This window comes from Dyadobacter diqingensis, assembly GCF_024220585.1.
Classification (GTDB): Bacteria; Bacteroidota; Bacteroidia; order Cytophagales; family Spirosomataceae; genus Dyadobacter; species Dyadobacter diqingensis.
Genome location: NZ_JAMXKF010000001.1, coordinates 1,160,895 through 1,180,902 on the forward strand (window position 1 = coordinate 1,160,895; position 20,008 = coordinate 1,180,902).

11 protein-coding genes are annotated in these 20,008 nt (G+C 41.5%); 2 read left to right on the forward strand and 9 right to left on the reverse strand.

Annotation, left to right across the window (positions count from 1 at the left end):
• Positions 1-38: 38 nt before the first annotated feature.
• The 7 genes from M1L62_RS04705 to M1L62_RS04735 all read right to left on the reverse strand — a co-directional run bounded on the left by M1L62_RS04705 (position 39) and on the right by M1L62_RS04735 (position 13,157).
• The gene (locus M1L62_RS04705) at positions 39-518 is read right to left on the reverse strand and encodes a hypothetical protein (protein ID WP_254411849.1); all 480 of its coding nucleotides are present in this window, start codon (positions 516-518) and stop codon (positions 39-41) included.
• Positions 519-584: 66 nt separating this feature from the next.
• Positions 585-1,130 (reverse strand): hypothetical protein, encoded by a 546-nt coding sequence (locus M1L62_RS04710; RefSeq protein ID WP_254411850.1) that lies wholly within the window; start codon positions 1,128-1,130, stop codon positions 585-587.
• A gap of 159 nt (positions 1,131-1,289) precedes the next feature.
• Positions 1,290-4,622 (reverse strand): VCBS repeat-containing protein, encoded by a 3,333-nt coding sequence (locus M1L62_RS04715; protein WP_254411851.1) that lies wholly within the window; start codon positions 4,620-4,622, stop codon positions 1,290-1,292.
• An 11-nt stretch (positions 4,623-4,633) separates the two neighbouring features.
• Positions 4,634-7,975, reverse strand: coding sequence for a VCBS repeat-containing protein (locus M1L62_RS04720; RefSeq protein ID WP_254411852.1), 3,342 nt, complete (start codon positions 7,973-7,975; stop codon positions 4,634-4,636).
• Positions 7,972-8,601 (reverse strand): hypothetical protein, encoded by a 630-nt coding sequence (locus tag M1L62_RS04725; RefSeq protein ID WP_254411853.1) that lies wholly within the window; start codon positions 8,599-8,601, stop codon positions 7,972-7,974. Before M1L62_RS04725 ends, M1L62_RS04720 begins: the two co-directional genes overlap by 4 nt.
• Positions 8,602-8,626: 25 nt before the next feature.
• Positions 8,627-10,117, reverse strand: a complete 1,491-nt coding sequence (locus M1L62_RS04730; protein WP_254411854.1) for a RagB/SusD family nutrient uptake outer membrane protein — start codon at positions 10,115-10,117, stop codon at positions 8,627-8,629.
• Positions 10,118-10,136: 19 nt separating this feature from the next.
• Positions 10,137-13,157: a SusC/RagA family TonB-linked outer membrane protein gene (locus M1L62_RS04735; RefSeq protein WP_254411855.1), complete on the reverse strand. Its 3,021-nt coding sequence runs from the start codon at positions 13,155-13,157 to the stop codon at positions 10,137-10,139.
• A gap of 494 nt (positions 13,158-13,651) precedes the next feature.
• Between M1L62_RS04735 and M1L62_RS04740 the strand changes: the two genes are divergently transcribed.
• Complete coding sequence (locus M1L62_RS04740) at positions 13,652-16,621, forward strand: FAD-binding and (Fe-S)-binding domain-containing protein (protein WP_254411856.1); 2,970 nt, start codon at positions 13,652-13,654, stop codon at positions 16,619-16,621.
• 1 nt (position 16,622) lies between these two features.
• Here the strand turns inward: M1L62_RS04740 and M1L62_RS04745 are convergent, their stop codons facing one another.
• Both M1L62_RS04745 and arfB read right to left on the reverse strand, forming a co-directional pair.
• Entirely contained in the window at positions 16,623-17,864 is a 1,242-nt protein-coding gene (locus M1L62_RS04745) for an MFS transporter (protein WP_254411857.1), read from the reverse strand.
• Between the two features lie 57 nt (positions 17,865-17,921).
• Complete coding sequence (arfB, locus tag M1L62_RS04750) at positions 17,922-18,329, reverse strand: alternative ribosome rescue aminoacyl-tRNA hydrolase ArfB (RefSeq protein WP_254411858.1); 408 nt, start codon at positions 18,327-18,329, stop codon at positions 17,922-17,924.
• Between the two features lie 303 nt (positions 18,330-18,632).
• Here arfB and M1L62_RS04755 point away from each other — a divergent pair, with 303 nt between their 5' ends.
• Positions 18,633-19,883 carry a DUF6600 domain-containing protein gene (locus M1L62_RS04755; RefSeq protein ID WP_254411859.1) on the forward strand — a complete coding sequence of 417 codons (1,251 nt, stop codon included), beginning with the start codon at positions 18,633-18,635 and terminating at the stop codon, positions 19,881-19,883.
• Positions 19,884-20,008: the final 125 nt, after the last annotated feature.

Consider the following 20,008-nt stretch of genomic DNA (forward strand, 5'->3'; position numbering starts at 1 on the left):
ATCAAACATTATCCGACCCTGTTTTCATAAAATTCCGTTTAAAAATCTGATCCGATGGAAATTTTTCGGATTTTATTTCCATCATCATATTGAACCATACCAACAATAGTCCCATCCTCGTATAAGCTCCAAAAACTTGAACCATTATTAACCATAGCCAAATACTTATATACAAAGCCCGGTTTTCCAAAAGACTCCGTTTGATCCTGACTTGGGGAAATTATTATTTCAAAATTTTCTGAAAACGTAATATTTTCATCGTCAATCGTAACAGTTGCAGTCAAATACTGATTACTTTTTCGTTTCAGGTTGATCTTGGCATGCTTTGAAACACCCAGCTTCGAAGAAACCGCTTCTTTTGTATCGAGGTCAACAATCAGATATCCAATATCAAACTCCCCTTCCAGTTTTGACGCATAATCCGGGATGTGATCACTGCTGCTGCATGATTGAAATATGAGCGAAATGATGACGAGAACAAAGAAGGAAAGTCTTTTCATGGAAATGTATCGTTTCATGGCAAATTTGTCACCTTAAAATTACAAATTGTAACCGTAAGTACAAAGTAAGTGCTTAAATGCCTCTTAACGCCAGGCAAAACCCAATGCCAGACCTGCTGCGGAAGCGTATCTGCTCTCGATTAACGCCGGAGTATACCTTACTTTTAAAATGTATATAAATTTTCTGGTAACGAGATGAAATCTTAAACCGGCAAGTGCCAGCGGCGTCAGCAACGGTTCCCTTTCTTTCTCCGAAATGTAGAAGATATTGTCATTAAATTTTGTATCGCAAAAAAATGATGCTAACCCCGCCTCCGCATAGGCTTCCAAACCATTATATCCCGGCACCGGATTACACTGCGTACGATGGTATGGATTTAAAAGATACGCATAGGTGATGGCTCCTGAGAAGGAATAAGTAAGAAAGTCGTGTTCACCGATCATTCCTAACCCTGTCTGTACACCCCAAAAAGACCGGGGTTTATAGCCAAATAAAGCCTCGGCATAAACCTGACCTTTCGGAGCCGCCCCAAAAGCTTCTAAGCCCACACCTGCCCGAATGGGGGTGTAACGTTGTTGTGCCAATCCGTCGGAAAATAGTAAGCAAAACAGCGGAAGATATTTATTCATATTTCCAGATGAAGGGTTTTAGCTTCAACGGAAAATATAAAGAGGTAGTATTTAAAAAAGATATTTTCGGTTACATTATATTCCAATATTTAGTCGGCTGAGCGTCTGCAAAACCAAAATACTCGCTGTTCTCCGATAAAAAAGGATCACCTTGATCTTCTACTTTTTCCGTTGAATTACCACTAGCTTATCATCATTTCTGGCTGCAACCACGGCTTTGCCAGTCTTTAAATTTATTTCTTTTAATTTTCTAACCTGTCCCTTGATCTGCAATCCATTCAACGGCTTTGGAGTAAAATTGCAATTTCCCCTATTTATCAAGACTGTTCCGTAATCAGCATCATACCGTCCCATCTGAATATTGATATTATAAAAATTCCCCATGATTAGAACATCGGGAAGATTATCTCCATTCGCATCAATAATTTGTGCATCGTAATAAGGAGACCATTGGGCGTTAAAGGCGAGGGGTTTCGGCGTAAAATTCCCTTTTCCGTCATTCACAAAAATGGTATTTTCAAAATAATCAGCCTCTAAAAGATCAGCCTCTTTTAGCTTCTCATTCCCTAAAATATCGCGCATATCGGCCTTAGCAAACTCGGTAGCATAAATATATTTCTTTTTTATAAAGGGCATCTGTTTTTCTATTTCCAGTTTTGTCGAGAATAAAGCTTCCTTACCATTTAAATAATAGGTAAGAATTGGCTCCTTCCGGCCATTGTTATCATAATCGTTGATATACATTCTGACTGGCTGGTCCTTGCTGGCTTTCATACGAGTGTTCAACCCAAGATTCCCCGCCAGAAAATCCAGATCCCCGTCACCATCGAAATCATGCGGCAGTACAAAATTCCACCAGCCCTTCCTATCGGTCAGCATCTTTTTTGTAAACCCTTTGCCCGTATTTTCCATCAAAACAATACCATCCCATTCTAATGCAAGTAACAAATCCTGATCTCCGTCTTTATCGAGGTCTATCAGCTTGGCATTTTTCACGTATCCAATTGATGACAATTCTTTTGCATACTGTGTTGTCACATCAGTAAACTTCCCTGTTCCATCATTTTTCAACAAATAGGATTTGGGAATTTCGCCATAGTTGAGTGGCACTGCTCTACCTCCAATAAATAAATCTGCGACCCCGTCACCAGTAAAGTCGAAAGGGACCACACACGATGCTGTTACAAAAATATTAGCGAACGCATCCTTCTTTGACGCAAGATTCCCTCTCCCGTCGTTCAAATAAACCAGCGGCATCTGGTACTCAGAGTTACTGGAATACTCATTTCCACCGGTGGCAACAACCAAATCCAGATATCCATCGCTATTTACATCAACCCATTGTGCATCAATCTCTTCATATGTACTATCTTTTACCAATGCAGGTTGAACCGATTCTGTAAATACGCCATCTGATGTTTGAACAAATAGATGACTCCTGAATTTTTTCGAAGAGCCTACAAAGATATCGTCAAGTCCATCTTGATTTATATCTGCTATTGCTAGTGCCGGTCCATCTGCTGATACTTCGAAAGGAATTAATGCATTACGGTCGAATTCAATAAAATTATTTTCCTCGTGACGAATATCCAAACCCAGCTTTAAAGCAATATCTTCAAACGTGTAGTCTTTACTATTTCTTGATTCTTTAAATTTTTCATAATTAAAGGTGGGTAAATCAGCAACATAATTCAGATTCAATGAATCTTTCAAATCCGTTTTTCTTAAAACCTGAAATTTATTGTCTGGCCAAATGATGATGAGTGAGTCCACATCTTCTTTTCTCCCAAGTCCTATGTTAAGAGGAATTTCCATACTGGATTGAAATCCTCGTACAGGAAATTTCTCATAACTTTCTAACCTATCTTTTTTAAACACCAGGCATTTAGCACCTATCGCATTCAGATTTCCTTTTGCACCGTTTAGGTACAAGCGGGTAAAACTATTTACTATCGCTTTTGTATTCGCAAGATTCTCATAAACAAAAACTTTGTCGTTTATGTTATTGGTGATAATATCAAGATCCCCGTCATTATCCAGATCGGCGTAAACAGAGCCGTTGGAATAGGAAACTTTATCATTTTTGATCAACCCTTCCAAATCTTTAAAGATCAGATTCGTCTGATTTAAGAAAAATTTATTGAAAAGTTTTATTTCCGGCAGCTTGTCAGCAAGTGTCGGATCATTTTCATCGAAGTTTTTATTTTTTATTTTCTCCTGAATAACATTATCAGATACGAACTTAATATAGTCCGTATCATTCATCCTTTTAGGAATTCCATTGGAAATAAAGAGATCCTTTAAACCATCGTTATCAAAATCCGTAAAAAGAGGAGACCACGACCAGTCTGTCGCATGAACCCCGGAATACATACCGATCTCGCTAAACGTCCCGTTGCCATTATTGAACTGCAAATTATTTCGCGCAAACTGATAGTTATAACCCTGGCGAATTTTGTACTTAAAAATACTATACATATCCTCCCCTTCTGATTTTTTCAAAATCTCATAGTTCGAAGGAAGCATATCCAGAGAAACAATTTCAGGAAAGGCATCATTGTTCAAATCTCCGATATCAACACCCATAGAAAACTGACTCGTATGCATAATCGAAGATTGCATTTCATCTTTAAAACTCCCGTTTCCCTGATTAATATATAAATAATCATTTTCGTGAAAATCATTACCAATATACATATCAGGAAACCCGTCAAAATTTACATCGCCGATTCCAAGCCCGAGGCCGTATCCCAATACTGAACTGTTGATACCGCCCACTTTTGACACTTCGACAAATTTCCCCATCTCATTTTTGAACAATTTATCCCCGGCCAAAGGATGATAAGTCCCGTCAAAAAGAGCACGTCTGCCGAATGTTCCATTTTGATGTACAGAATGATTTAGCTGAAACATATCAAGATCTCCATCCAGATCGTAGTCAAAAAAAGCAGCTTGGGTTCCGAAAACAATCAAATCCAGTCCATACTCCTTGGACTTTTCTTCGTAAACCGGAATGCCGTCCTTCGTGATTTCTTTGCAGACAAATAAAGTATTATGACCCTTTACTCCTTCAAAGTCGCCGACCTGACTAATGTAAATATCGAGCATTCCGTCCTGATTGATGTCAACTATCGAAACTCCATTCGACCAACCTTTTGATCCTTTGAAATTTGACTTTTCGGTTATATCCTCGAATCGCATTCCCGAACGATTCAGATATATACGATTAGATTCCTGATTAGCCGTAAAACATAAATCCACCAAACCGTCGTTATTCAGATCTCCTGCCCCTGCACCACCACCGTTATAGAAATACATGTAATTGAATATATTGAAGTCTTTGGTCGACTTCAATATATTAGAGAAATCAATACCTGTTTTTTCCGCGGTCAGTAATTCAAATTTGTAATCCTGAGACTCTTTCCTTTCTGAACAGGAAAAAAAAACAACTACAAATGCTAAAACAAGCGGGATTAAGAATATATTTTTCATAAAATGTAAGACTATCCTTTATTAACCCGAAATAAGACAGGTTTCGCATTATTGATAAGATTAATAAGATATGGCTTTCCCTGAATCCCTATCTTGCTTATCTGCTTCAATTCACCGTCAACTGCGTAGCCACTTTCAATACTGTTCTGCACCTCAAATTTCAGGTTTCCTTTATTAATCAACACATTCCCGCGGCAAGCGTCCAAAGCCCCTAGCTGAGGTATGAAATGGGAAAAATTGCCTCCTACGACCAGATCCGGTTTCCCGTCTCTATTAACGTCGATACTCTCAATTGCATTCAGGCAGGAAAACTGCATTACATTCGGCAACGCCGATAAAGTAAATGCTCCCTTACCATCATTAATCGCAATAGCAGACTTCAGATAATTAACCGATCTTTCAAAGGTCGATTTCATGATATCATCCGGAAAAAGCTCCTGAATCGAGTTATTCGCGTACTCTGAATGCTTAATGTTTTTCTTTTTCAGGAAAGGGAATTGGGTTGTTAGTTCCCGTTTTAATAAAACTGGCATATCACGGGAATCAACAGTTTTGGTTATTACTTTGTCAATATTCCCATTTTTGTTAAAATCATTAATCCATATTTTGATCGGAGCTTTCTCAGAAGCTTTCAGAGAAAAATTCTCTCCGATGTTCCCCATCACAAGATCAAGATCTCCGTCGTTGTCAATATCAACAACTTTCAAACTCCCCCAAAATCCCTGATAATTGTCTAAACCTGCATTTAATTTATTAAATTTTCCGCTTCTGTATCCTAGTATTGTCGGCGCCATCCAGTCTCCCACAACCACAAGCTCATTTCTTTTATCGCCATTTACATCAGCCCAAAATGCATCGCGGACCATCCCAATTGCACTAAGATCCGGCGCTATTTCTTTGGTAACATCCTTAAAGATTCCCTTCCCATCATTCTTATATAAATAACTTGTTGGAGCAACGCCATATTCCCTCGGAACACTTCTGCTCCCGACAAAAATATCCATATCCCCATCCTGATCATAGTCATTGACAACAATAACAGCAGTGTTCATGCCATTAGGTGGCAATGCTCTTGTATTAATTGTAAAATTACCTTTACCATCATTGATATATAATCGGGTCGGTAGCTCCTGCGTACGCGGAGCGGATTCGTTACCTCCACTTCCTACAATCAAATCCAAATCTCCGTCTTGATCACAATCAAAAAACGCCGCTGCGGTATCTTCAAAACCTGCCAGATCATGAAATATTTTCTGTTCAGATTTCCTAAACGAAGTACCGGTCTGTAGATATAGCTGCCCCCCCTGCCCTTTTGCACCACAGATATAAATATCTTCTTTCCCATCTCCATCGACATCGCCAATGGCAGCTTTAGGACCTTCCTGGGAAAGTAACATCGGTATATTCCGTTCATTGAAGAAGTCATCATACCTATCTTCAATATGTGGCTCAAAATCAGTCTTCGTTTGCGAAAGCAAATGATCCGGAGTCAAAAGATTCGGAATGAAGATCATTTGACCGGCATCTTTGATGGCAAAATGAAGCGTAGTGTCCATCTTCGGACTCTTTTGAACAATAAATCTTCTATCCGGCCAAATAATCCTTATCGAGTCAATTTTCTTTATATCACCTAAACCTATTGTTATCGGGTACTCGGTACTCGACTGAAATCCCCTGGCTGGATTTATCTGCTTACCAATGACTTCTTTGCCAGCAAAAACTTCGACACGGGCACCAATCGCAAAGGTATTTTGCCCTTCCCCTTTCAGGTTTAATTTCACATAGTGGTTACGTACCTTTTTGCCCTCGGATCTATTCCGGTAAACAAAACAAGGTTGGTTTACATTATTAACCACCAAGTCTAAATCACCGTCATTGTCAAGGTCAGCATAAGCGGCACCATTTGAAAATGACTTTTGATCTAGCCCAAATTCTTCTCCTTTTTCAGGAAAATTAAAAGAACCTTCATTATGGAAAAAATTATTGGCAACTGGCGTAGAAGGCATTTTGTCAATGATTTTCTGCATATTTTCCCTTTCCCCTGACATGACCATTTTTTGCACTACTTCGTTCGCAAAAAAATCAATAAAATCCTGGTCTAAAATGTCATGGTAAATTCCGTTACAAACGTAAATATCCGTCTTCGAATCATTATCGGCATCAAACATCAAAGCCCCCCAACTCCAGTCAGTTGCAGCCACACCGGCATAGTTCGATATTTCACTAAAAGTCCCATCCTGATTGTTCAATTGCAGACTATTCTGCATGTATTGGTTATAAAAACCTTTTTCTTTTTTTAGATTAAAAAGGTAGTGATTTTCGAATGAGGTGGTTGTCTTCAGTCTGTATTCATCCCTGGGAAGCATATCTGTTACAAACAGTTCAGGGTACCCGTCATTATTAATGTCGGCCATATCAGCACCCATTGATGCCAGACTGGTGTGTTTGACTCTTTTTTCCAGCTCTTCCGAAAAGGTGCCGTTTTTATTGTTGATATATAGATAATCCTTCTCGTAAAAATCATTACAAATGTATAAGTCAGGATATTGATCTCCGTTAATATCACCCACAGTCACTCCCAATCCAAATCCAATTAGGCTTCCATAAATGCCGGCCTGCTCACTTACATCGACAAATTTCCCGTTGTCATTCCGCAAGAGTTTATCCCCACCACCTTTTTTCAAAAAATCCTTTACCGGCCAATCTTTTGCCCGTAAGTCTCGATTATTGGAATAATTAAGTGTGTTAACCGGAATAAAACTATTGTTTAAAATAAACGCGTCCAGGTCTCCATCCAGGTCATAGTCAAAGAAAGCTGCATGTGTGGTATAACCGTCTTCATTAAGACCGTATTTAGCCGCAGATTCTGTAAAAGTCAGATCTCCGTTGTTGATATAAAGCGCATTTTCCTGGCTAACCCCTTTTTGATAACCCGCATTGCACACGTAGATATCCAGTAAACCATCGGCATTAATGTCAACCATAACAACACCAGTGCTCCATTTCATCGATTCTTCGACACCAGCTTTTGCAGTTATATCTTCAAACTTAAAATTACCTTTGTTTAGATATAACTTATTGTCACCCATGTTGGCGGTGAAATAGATATCAGGTAATCCATCGTTGTTGATATCTCCCACAGCAACTCCTCCGCCATTGTAGAAGTTTCGGTATGTGAATATATTAAAGTCTTCCCTGTTGACAACTTTATTCTCAAAATCGATTCCAGTCTCGGTCGCTCCGACCAGTTCGAATAAACCGGTAGTATTTTTACTTTCTCTGCAAGACCAGAATATAAAAAATATGATCAATGTCGCTCCAAAACTCCCCCATTTGGATAAGTTATTCATCATCTAGTTGACGTCTTTAAACCGCTGAATAAATCTTTTTCTGTAATATTTGCTAATCTGAAAAGTGGCTTCCTGCAAACTACCGTACCCTCTACATTATAATACTCCGATGGTTGCTGAAAGTCGCTATATTTTCCAACTTTGCCATAGATTTTCAAAACGATTTTATCTTTTGAAAATTCAATCAGTGTCACTGACCCTTCCGACATCATATAACCCTCTCCCACCATCTTCTCTCTATCGACAAGTTTCCCCATTTTCACACCTGCGTTTACTTGATTATCCGCAAAAATTTCCTTCTTCGATGGCAAAGGTGAATACCATTTGTCACCACCAAAGCTAATAATTGTCTGATTTTGAAACTGGTCTGCCAGTGTTACACTTAGCAATTGATCAGAAACGTTCACCTCACCTGAAAAAATACTCTGTGACGTATAGAATTCCTTTCCGTCAATTTTATAAATGACCTTTGCCTGATTATCATTCAACTGATTATAAATCTCATCTATATTTTCCGACGGCGTGCAGGCCTCAAAAAACATCAAAATAATTATTGCAAAAATGCTTGTTAAACAACTCATGTATTTCATAAAATCAATAAAACAAAAATGCTCGAAAACATCGAGCATTTTTGTAAAAAGAAAAATCTATTTTTTAATAACCATCGTTTTGCACAAGGTTTGGATTTGAAACAAGTGCAGCGGACGGAATCGGATAAAGCACAGTATAAGCTTCTTTTACCGATGCGCCCTGCCCCGTCGTAAATTTACTGAAACGAATTTCAGTAGTTCTTTTTCCTCCTTCCCAGTAAAGCTCTCTGCCAATTTCATCAAACAAATTAGCTTCTGTTAATGAGGCAATCGTCGTAGCGCCACGGGTAGTTCTTAGGGTATTTATTGTCGTGAGTGCACCAGCAGCGTTCCCACCTCTGAGCTGCGCCTCTGCTTTCATTAAATATGCCTCAGCATAACGCATTAAGATATATTTACCCGAATTCGCCGGGTGATATTTGATAACACGAATACCTTTATCTGTTGCTGCACCGGACAATGGTACATCTCTCGTAAAGGATAATGGTTTTTGTGTACGCGTGTCGATCACTGCTTCGCCTTTGTCTGTATATTGCGGCCCAATAAGAAATCCTAAACCAATTCCTGAATACTGTGTGCCGTCTTTTTTAGCGGGAGCCCCAATTCTTGAATCTTTTGCCTCAAAGGTGTCGTAAAAATCCGCCAGAGTTGTGAAACCATTCCATCCAGACGGATTCTGCCCATAATGAAGGGTCATGAACCAACGGTTTTGCGCCGTTCCTTCTAAAACCAAAAGAATAGGCTCCGTTTTCGCACTGGCTGAAAATGTAGAGAAATAATCTTTTTCCAAGGCATATCCGTCAGCCGTAATAGCATCGACATAACCTGCAACTTTATCCATATCCGCCTTGTCGAAGGTATATGGCCCAGCGGGTGTGGCGCTTTTATAAACTGCCTTATTCAGGTGCAGTTTAGCCAAAAGAAAATTGGCCGCCGCTTTATTAGCCGTACCATTGGTTGCTGATGGACCTGCTTTAGGTAAATTGGGAAGTGCTTCTGTCAGATCCTTTACAATGTAATCAAATGCATCTGAACGGGATAGAACTTTTGGTAGATCATTAACGCCCTGCGTAACTTCTCTTACCGGAACAACACCCCAGTAGTCCATTACCCAAAACATATTATATGCTCTGATAAACTGCGCTTCTGCCTTTTGGACAGCAGATGGATTAGATGCAATAATTTCAGTCGCTTTGTATGCACGTTGATTCAGTGCATTCCACGCACTCAGAATATAAGAGTGAGAGGCATCCCAAGTATGTGCATCCAATGTACGCCAGACACCATTATCTCCCCAGTCAACACCACGTGTCGGTGGGATCATCTCAGCCGTAGTATGTTCGCCCAAGGCATAAATTCCTGCCTGATCCGAATAAGTCGATAAATCCTTGTAAGCAGAAGACAATGCCTCAGGGACATTAACTGGGGCAAATCCCCCTTCAACCACAGGATTGACAACCGAATCCTTCTCTTCATTTACAAGGTCTGTACAGGATGAGATGGCAGCTATGCTGACACCCAATACCAGTAATTTATATATATGACTATTTTTCATTATTATTCAAATTAGAAAATTAGAACGAGAAATTTGCACCAACAGTCCAGGTTCTTGCCCTGGGATACGCCGTGTAATCAATTCCAAATGACGGAATATCATTCAACGATTTATTTGTACTAACCTCCGGATCCTGACCACTGTATTTGGTAATTGTGAACAAGTTTTGTCCCGAAACAAATATTCTCGCACTGGATAATACCTTGCTGCTCTTAATTGGAAGACGATAACCAAGTGAGAAATTCTGCATTCTTATGAAGTTACCTTTTTCCAGGAAGCGCGTTGATACGTCCGGTGCATTCAGTGCACCTTCACCATTACCAATTACATTTTTTGTAACATTCCGCCCATTCGCAAATGACCCTTGTGTAAAGAAAGCATTAGCGGTATTGGAATACAAATAATTACCGAATACGCCGTTAAAGAAGATGCTCAAATCGAAGTTTCCGTATTTAAGATTATTTGTTAAACCAGCATTAACCTTTGGCAGCGGACTTTTCCCTCCCAAAAACTGTTGAAAGTCACCATTAGGATAGATCGAATTACCATTATCGTCAAAGCCTCCAAATTCACGCAGGAAGTACGCGAACAAAGGTTGCCCTTCTGCAAGCCGTTGAGCAAATGCACCAGATAATCCTTGACCATTAATCTCTCCAGTATCATAGGTACCGATAAGATTCTTAACAAGATTTTTATTGTAAGAGGCATTAACCAAAACTTCCCACGAGAACTTATTCCCTTCTACCACGATACCATTCAAGGCCAACTCAATACCTCTGTTCTGGATATCTGTATCAAGGTTTTTATATACAAATGGGTTCGGTGCAGGCTGGGCAGCAACAACTTTAAATAGAAGATCTTTTGTGCTTTTGTTATACGCATCTATACTACCGGAAAGTCTCCCCTTTAGGATAGAGAAGTCAATACCCAAATTAAATGCCGCCGTAGATTCCCATTTCAAATCAGGGTTATTAAAAGCAACAGCATTCAATCCGCCTCCGGTAATCCCATCGCCATTCTGATTGATTACATAGTCACTATACCTGTCCCTCCTATCGTATACATTGTGAGGAATTGCCTGATTCCCTGTAACACCATACCCTACCCTCAAAGAAAGGTCAGTAAATACTGTCTTGGAAATAAATTTTTCTTCCACCAACTTCCATTTAAATGCTCCTGACGGGAAGTATCCATATTTATTATTTCCACCAAACTTTGAAGAACCATCGACACGAAGTGTACCGGTGAAAAGATATTTGTTACCAAAACCCAGATTTACACGACCAAAATACGACTGTAATTCATCTTTCACATAATTTGAATTCTGCACAACCGATCCTACACTTGTTAAAGCAGTAGCATCCTTAATCCCAACCGTTCCTGCAATACCAAGATTATTGACCATCAAATCCAGATTATTTGTTCTGAAATTTGCCGCCGCAACATTCTTGCTACTGTTTTCAAAACTTTGATAAGAATAACCCAGAAGAGCGTTTAAGGTTACTTTCCCAAATTCTTTATCATAAGTAAAATAATTTTCCCAAAGCTGGTTATTACTTTCAACGTCTCTGATGTATACACGTCCTATTTTCTCAATCCCGGACACTACCAGATCTCGTGAATATGCCTGCTTCCGTGACGACATTGACTTGTCAAAACCTAAAACCGTTTTAAACTTCAGGCCCGTAAAAATTTCCAGTTCTGCATTGATATTTCCAAGCGCACGCAACGTACTGCTTTTATCTTTCGACAATTGTACGAATGCAAGTGGATTCGGCTCAGTAGTTGTAATTTGATTTAAGCTTCCATCGGCCTTGTAAACTGCCCTGGTTGGGTTGGCTTTTAAAATATTCCCCATTAAATCTCCTTCAAAACCAATATTCTCCGAAATTGGAACACCCGTGTCCAAAGTATTGGCAAAATTTAAATTACTTCCAATGGTAAGCTTGTTGCTGATGAATTTCTTCAAACCACTAAATCCAACACTATAACGTTTTACATTGGATGTTTTAATAATTCCATCCTGATTAAGGTATCCAAGAGAGAACCGATAGTTACCCGAATTATCACCTCCGCCATATGAAAGGTTGTGCTGATGTGTCAAGGCGGTTCTGAACAATTCCTTTTGCCAGTCTGTATTTGACCCCTGATCCTGTCCACCGGCTGCCACGTATTCTTTGGCACTAAGTAAATCATATTTTTTTGTGATATTACTAATCCCCAGAGAGTATCCATAATCAAGGGATCCTTTTCCTTTTCCTCTCTTGGTTGTAATCAATACCACCCCGTTTGCACCGCGGGAACCATAAATGGCTGTTGCAGACGCATCTTTTAAGATATCAATACTTGCTATATCATCGGGGTTTAAGAAGTTAAGCGGGTTCTTCGCCGGCTGCCTTCCCACACCCTGGTTATCACCGCCACTTGACGTATTGTCACCGCTCAAAGGAACGCCATCAATAACAAAAAGGGGGTTATTTCCTCCTAACACAGAGGATGTGCCACGAATACGTACATTGATACCACCACCAGGCTCACCACTGGACTGCGTGATCTGAACACCGGCAACTCTACCTTGCATCAATTGTTCTGGTGAGGTTACTATCCCTTTTTGAAAATCTTTGGAACCCAATGCTGAAACAGCACCTGTCGCATCTTTTTTCTTAACAGTTCCATAACCTACAACCACCACTTCTTCCAAAGCTCTAACGTCTTCAGAGAGTGTAACGTTAAGAACCGATTTATTTCCGACCGGAACATCCAGCGGTTCAAAACCGATAGAACTAAAAGATAGTGTAGCGTTTGCAGGAATGCTTATTTGATAATTGCCATCGACATCAGTGTTTGTGCCTTTTGTACTTCCTTTCACTGTAATAGCCACTCCCGGAAGACCTGATCCCTTGGAGTCTGTCACTTTTCCTGTAACTGAGATGTCCTGAGCGTAAGTTGTAGAAACCAGCGAACAAAACAGCAGCAAAATCATAAATCCTGCCTGGCAGCTTTTTCGCAGGAGATTTATCTCCAGGAACTTTAGTGTCATAAATCGACCAGACATAAGTCGGTCTTGATAGGAAAATTTCATCATAAGTTAGGTTAATTAATTGTTCAAGCTTTTCGATCCCGATGATCAACAATTCTAACAAAACCATTCCAACAAGCCTACAATACAACTTACAGGAATAATTTCAGAACAAATTGTAATTTCAGATAAATACTTATCCAAATTACTATAAATAGTTGAAATATCACAAACATTAGTTACAAAAGAATTATTAATTATTTCTAACAAAATATTGGTTTCATTACGTTTATTCACCAAAGGGTACTTTGATGAGAAGTTCCGTGTTAAAGATTATTATCAGGTACTTACATACAGTTTTGAGAAATAGCCGCCCGAATTATTACAAAACCGGCTGTTTAATAATGTTTCGGGGAAAGACCAGGGGCTCGTAAAACCTTTCTATAAAAATTTCATGATTTGATCAGCGGTTGTGCGTAACTTTGGAGCAGTTTCGTTTCTGTACATTTTTGTTTATGACACCGCAGTCCTCCGTTTCGAATACCGATTTACAACAATTAGCCCGTCAGCTTACCGGTGATTTTTATGATGACAATACCATGCGTACTTTGTATGCCACGGACGCATCAGCCTACCGCGAAATGCCCCTGGCCGTAGCCATTCCCAAAACACTGGAAGATATCAAAAAGCTGATCGCCTTTGCGACAAGCAAAAAGATATCACTCATCCCACGTACTGCCGGTACTTCGCTGGCTGGACAGGTGGTAGGGAGCGGCATTATTGTGGATACGTCGAAACATTTCACGAAAATCCTTGAAATCAATGCCGAGGAGAGATATGTACGGGTTGAGCCGGGTGTAGTTCGGGATGAGCTCAATATGGCACTGAAACCCTATGGACTATATTTCGGGCCGGAAACTTCCACGGCCAACCGCGCCATGATCGGTGGGATGGTGGGGAATAATTCCTGTGGCTCCAACTCGGTAGTTTATGGAAGTACCAGGGAACATTTGCTGGAAGTGAAAGCGATACTGGCGGATGGCAGTGACGTAACTTTTGGAACGGAAACACTGGAAACATTCAAAAGGAATCTGCCGGATGCCGCTGATTCTCTTGCAGATAAGATCTACGCAAAAACCTTCGAAATACTATCCAATCCGGTTAACCAGACCGAGATCAGAAAAGAATTTCCAAAACGCAGCGTGGAAAGACGAAATACGGGTTACGCGTTGGATATGCTTTTGGAAACAGAGCCCTTTACCCCGGTTCCCGACGAAGGCCAGGAAGTTATTCCTTTCAACATGTGCAAGCTCATTGCCGGTTCAGAGGGAACACTTTGCTTTTTGACTGAAATCAAACTGAATATCATACCGCTTCCGCCGACGACACAAGGCCTTTTGTGTGCCCACTTTACATCGATCGATGAAGCATTAAGAGCTACCATTTTAGCCCTTAAATATAAACCGCAGGCCGTAGAGTTGATTGACAACTACGTGCTTGAATGTGCTGCAACAAATAAAGAACAAAAAGCAAACGCATTTTTTGTCCAGAATACCGCGTCGGGAGAATATCCGGCGATTCTGGTTGTGGATCTTTCGAGAGAGACCAAAGAGGAGGTTGAAGCGCTTGCACAGGCATTGGAAGCCGATTTTGTACAGGCTGGCATGGGTTATCATTACCCATTGCTTTTTGGCGACGATACGAAAAAAATATGGACATTACGGAAAGCCGGACTTGGATTATTAAGTAATCTTCCGGGCGACGAAAAGGCTGTGGCTGTGATTGAAGACACTGCGGTAGACGTTTATGACCAGCCTCAGTATATCATCGAATTTAATGATATACTAAAAAAACACGGCATGTCAGCTGTACATTACGCGCACGCCGGTTCGGGTGAATTACACCTTCGTCCGATCATCAATCTTAAGACCAAAGAAGGCCATCAGCAATTCAGGACCATTGCCGAGGAAATTGCTACGTTGGTAAAGAAATTCCAGGGATCACTTTCCGGTGAACATGGCGACGGCCGTTTACGCGGTGAGTTTATTCCGCAAATGGTAGGTCAGCATAACTACGAATTGTTCAAAGAACTGAAACGTACCTGGGACCCTTACAATATCCTGAACCCGGGAAAGATTGTCGATACACCTCCGATGGACACGTTCCTGCGTTATGAGGCCGACCACGTGACACCCGAATTCAAAACCTATTTCCGCTATCAGGATCAGACGGTTTTGCAGCACGCAGAACAATGCAACGGGTCCGGTGACTGCCGCAAAACGGAAATGAGCGGTGGTACGATGTGCCCGAGTTTCATGGCGACAAGAAATGAAAAAGATACCACCCGTGCCAGGGCGAATATCCTGCGTGAAATGCTGACACATTCGCCTAAGGAAAATCGTTTTGACAATAAAGAGATCAAAGAGGTTTATGACCTCTGCCTTGCCTGTAAGGGATGTAAGGGTGAATGTCCTTCCAATGTAGATGTGGCTAAACTGAAAATGGAGTTCTTACAGCATTATCACGATGAACACGGCGTTCCGCTTCGTTCATGGCTGGTGGGCAATTTCTCCAAACTGACAGGTCTGGCAAGTTATGTTCCATGGGCTTACAATATGGTTTTCAAAAATGCTCCGTTGCGTAAAATTGCAAACAACGTCGTAGGTTTCCACCCGGAGCGTACGATGCCGCTTTTGCATAACACAACTTTGGAAACATGGTATAAAAAACGCAAAAAAGTACAGGTTGCATCGGATAAGAAGGTATATCTTTTCTGTGACGAGTTTACCAACTATAACGATGTGGAAATTGGTAAAAAAGCGATACAGGTTCTTGAAAAACTGGGATACGAAGTAATTATTCCAAAACACGGACCGTCCGGACGCCCGCAGCTTTCCAAAGGATTGCTAAAAGATGCGAAAAAGATTGCTGAGGAAAATATCCGGTTACTGAAAGATGTCATCACACATGAGACACCGCTGGTAGGCTTGGAACCATCGGCGATTCTGACCTTCCGTGATGAATATCCCGACCTTGTTAGTGACGATCTTTTGGAAGATGCTAAAAAACTTGCTTTAAACGCGTTACAGTTTGACGAGTTTATCGCCCGTGAAATTGAACTGAAAAGGATTTCAAAAAACTCGTTCAGCAAGGAAAAACGTCTGATCAAATTGCATGGTCACTGCCAGCAGAAAGCAATTTCAAGCATGATCCCTACTAAGAAAATGCTTTCACTGCCTGAAAACTATACCGTTCAGCTCATTCCTTCGGGATGTTGTGGTATGGCGGGATCCTTCGGTTATGAAAAAGAGCATTACGATATTTCCATGCAAATTGGCGAGCTCGTGCTCTTCCCGACCGTACGTAAGCAGGCTGATGATGTAATCATCGCTGCACCGGGAACAAGCTGCCGCCACCAGATCCACGACGGAACCGGACGTAAAGCCCTGCATCCGGCTGAAATATTGTTTGAAGCGTTGGTATAAATTATTCTTCCTCGTAATCCAGTTCCTTGCCATAGGTTTCTTCCATTTTCCACAAGGAAAGTAAGGCCAGCAAAAAGCAAACGGCTCCAACCGCTGCGCCAGCCTGAAGAACACCCCAATCTGGTTTAAGGAACTGGAATACCGGTAAGGTCAGTAACACGGTTGCACGTACATTGTTTGCGACGGAAGTGGTGACAGTCGCGCGGAGGTTCGTACCAAACTGTTCGGCGGTGGTGGTCAGGAACATGGCAATGTATCCGATTGAAAATCCCAGCCAGCCATAACATATATATAACGTGGTGGCTGAATTAATACCGCCATACAGCAGTACCAAAACACCCGCAAGTGTCATCAGCAACATCAACAGGATGGCTTTTCTTCTGGATTGCAGCCATTGGCTTAACAATCCGCTGAAAAAATCGCCCGTCACTACTCCGATATAAGTATAAAGTACGCAAGTTCCCGCCTGAATATCACCCGGCACGCCTAATGCTTTGGCAAACTCATTGCCAAATGTTGCGTAAATACCAATAACCAGGTAAGTAGGCAATGCGATACCCATGCACCGTAGATACCGGATCAGGCGCTCGCGTTTTGTAAAAATGGTCCACCAGTGTACCGTTTTGGCCTTACCAATACTTTTTTCAAACAAAAAAGATTCCAGCACGTTGACCCGCAGCGCCAGCAAAACCAGCCCCATACCGCCACCAATAAAATAAGCCATGCGCCAGTCGGTCAGTTTTACAGCGAAAAAAGCAGCAATAGCACCCGCCAGACCCACGCTCGCTACAACCGACGCACCATAACCACGAAGCTCTTTGGGCAGAATTTCAGCAATCAACGTGATACCTGCGCCCAGCTCGCCGGCCAATCCCAACCCCGCGACGAAGCGTAACAAAGAATACAGCGCAACGTCATTGGTAAACCCGCATACGATATTGGCAAGAGAATAGGTAAGGATAGAGCCAAAAAGCACGGAGCGCCGCCCCATTTTATCTCCCCATATCCCCCAGAAAAAACCGCCGATAAGTAATCCAGCCTGTTGCCAGTTATAAATTTTCGCCCCTATCAACGAAATCTCAGCTTCCGACAAACCCAGATCTTTCAGGCTGGGCACTCTTACGATATTAAAAAGCAGCAGATCGTACACATCCACAAAGTAACCCAAAGAAGCTACAACAACGGGAAGTGAAAGAACGGTACGCCAGGGAGAAACATTAGTGGAAGCAGAGATAGAGGCCATATTTATCAAAAAGTCATCACGGAAATTGGAGAAGCAAATTAATTTATTCGGGTAAAATTAATCATCAATCGGTTTTCTTCGCATGGATTTTACCTGCGATTTCTTCTGTTTCCCGGCAAGCCGTTCCAGTTTGGAGGCCAGGGTGGGCCGTGTTGCCCTGCGTTTCTTCTGGACAAAAAATGCCTGCTGTATCAGTTTATTGAACTTCTCGACCACTTTATCCTTATTCGCCAACTGTGAGCGCTCGGTCTGATGGTAAATTACCAGTACATTTTCGTTCGTCAGTTTTGTAGCCAGCTTATTAATCAGTGTTTTCTTTTCCTCCTCTGTCAACAAAGCCGAATTTGCAATATCAAAACGGAGCTCTACTTTGGTCTCTACTTTATTAACATTTTGCCCTCCGCTCCCACCACTTCTGGCAGTTTGAAAAACGAGTTCAGCATGTAATTTCTCAGGGTTTATCATGGTTTGGCTTCAAATATTGTTAACGTCTGTTAAGGTGTATACGAATCTTACCGGTTTTTACGCTTTCAGGATGAATAAAACGTTACAATTTTTTGTTATAAACCTTAAAAATAAATTCACAACAAACTATCTAACAACACCTTAACTAAAAATACTAAATTTATTACAAATCAAAATTACGCTTTTCAATGCAAAACATTCATGATGTCACCATATTTGGGCGGAAAACAAGCATTAAACCCGGTTCCAATTTTCAGGTCAAACCATCGATTTTAAATTCAGAAACAACTAATTCTTACGGCCATGTACAGCATGCATAAATTTCGGATTCTCGCCTTGTCAATTTTGTTTCTTGGAGGTATTTCGATTCAGGAAAAGGTTAAAGCTCAGCCGGGAGTTTCCATTTCCTTCCAGACATTTTATAATGAATTATCTCCTTACGGACGGTGGATCAATACTCCACAATATGGGTCGGTATGGACGCCGTATGCAGACCGGGATTTTCAACCCTATTCAACCAACGGTTATTGGGAAGTGACTGAATATGGTAACACCTGGGTTTCGGATTATGACTGGGGCTGGGCACCTTTTCACTACGGTCGCTGGTCTTATGATGACTACAACGGCTGGTTCTGGATTCCCGGTTATGAATGGGGGCCTGCCTGGGTTAACTGGCGCTCCGGAGGCGGTTATTACGGATGGGCTCCTCTGGGACCTGGCGTAAATATCAATGTATCCATCAATATACCCTCGTTCTGGTGGGTTTTTGTACCGCAGCAGTACATTAGTACCCGCGGCTGGCAAAGTTACTGTGCACCACGAGGCAGATATAACAATATTTACAACCGTACCACGATCATCAACAATTACTATCGCAACGACAACCGCACCTATGTGTACGGTCCAAGACGTGATGAAATTGAAAGAGTTACCAGACGTTCGGTAGTCGTTCGTGATATCGACCGCAACCGCAGAGGCGCCGTAGTGATCGACCATTCATCTGGCAGAGAGCATTCCTACGATGCTCCGGGTACTGGCAGAGATAGATATGATCGCCGCACACCGGTTGAAAACAATTCCAGAAACAGAACTTATGATTACCGTTCAAACGACCGCCCATCGGTAGACAGAAGCAACCGTGTTCCTGACGCGAGAAATGATCGTGACGACAGATCGAACCAGCCCTATCGTTCCAATGAGCGTACTGCCCCCGACAGAGGGAACTCCTCGCCGGACAGAGGTTCACAGGATTTTAACCGTTCGAGAAATCAGGAGGCACCGGGCAACAATGATAACCGTGGAAACCGGAGTTATGAACAAGCCCGTCCTGCACCGAGTCCTGAGCAAAACCGCTCACGTTCCAGCGAGCCTTCCTACGACCGCGGACGTTCCCGTGACAATGGAAACCAAGGCCAGGAGCGGTCGAACAACGGACCATCCATTCGTTCTAATTCTTCCGAAAGAAATTCCGGTGAATCAAGAGGCGGCGGAAGATCTTACGAAAACGCCGGTGGTGGCGAAAGATCAGAACGCGGCGGTCGTTCACCAAGATAATTTCCCGATTTAAATAAAAAGCTCCTCAGCGAAATTTCAAATTTTACTGAGGAGCTTTTTTATGTATCGTTCTTTTTAAATTAATGCATTTCTTATTTGTTACGTTTTTGTTTAAATAGTCAAAT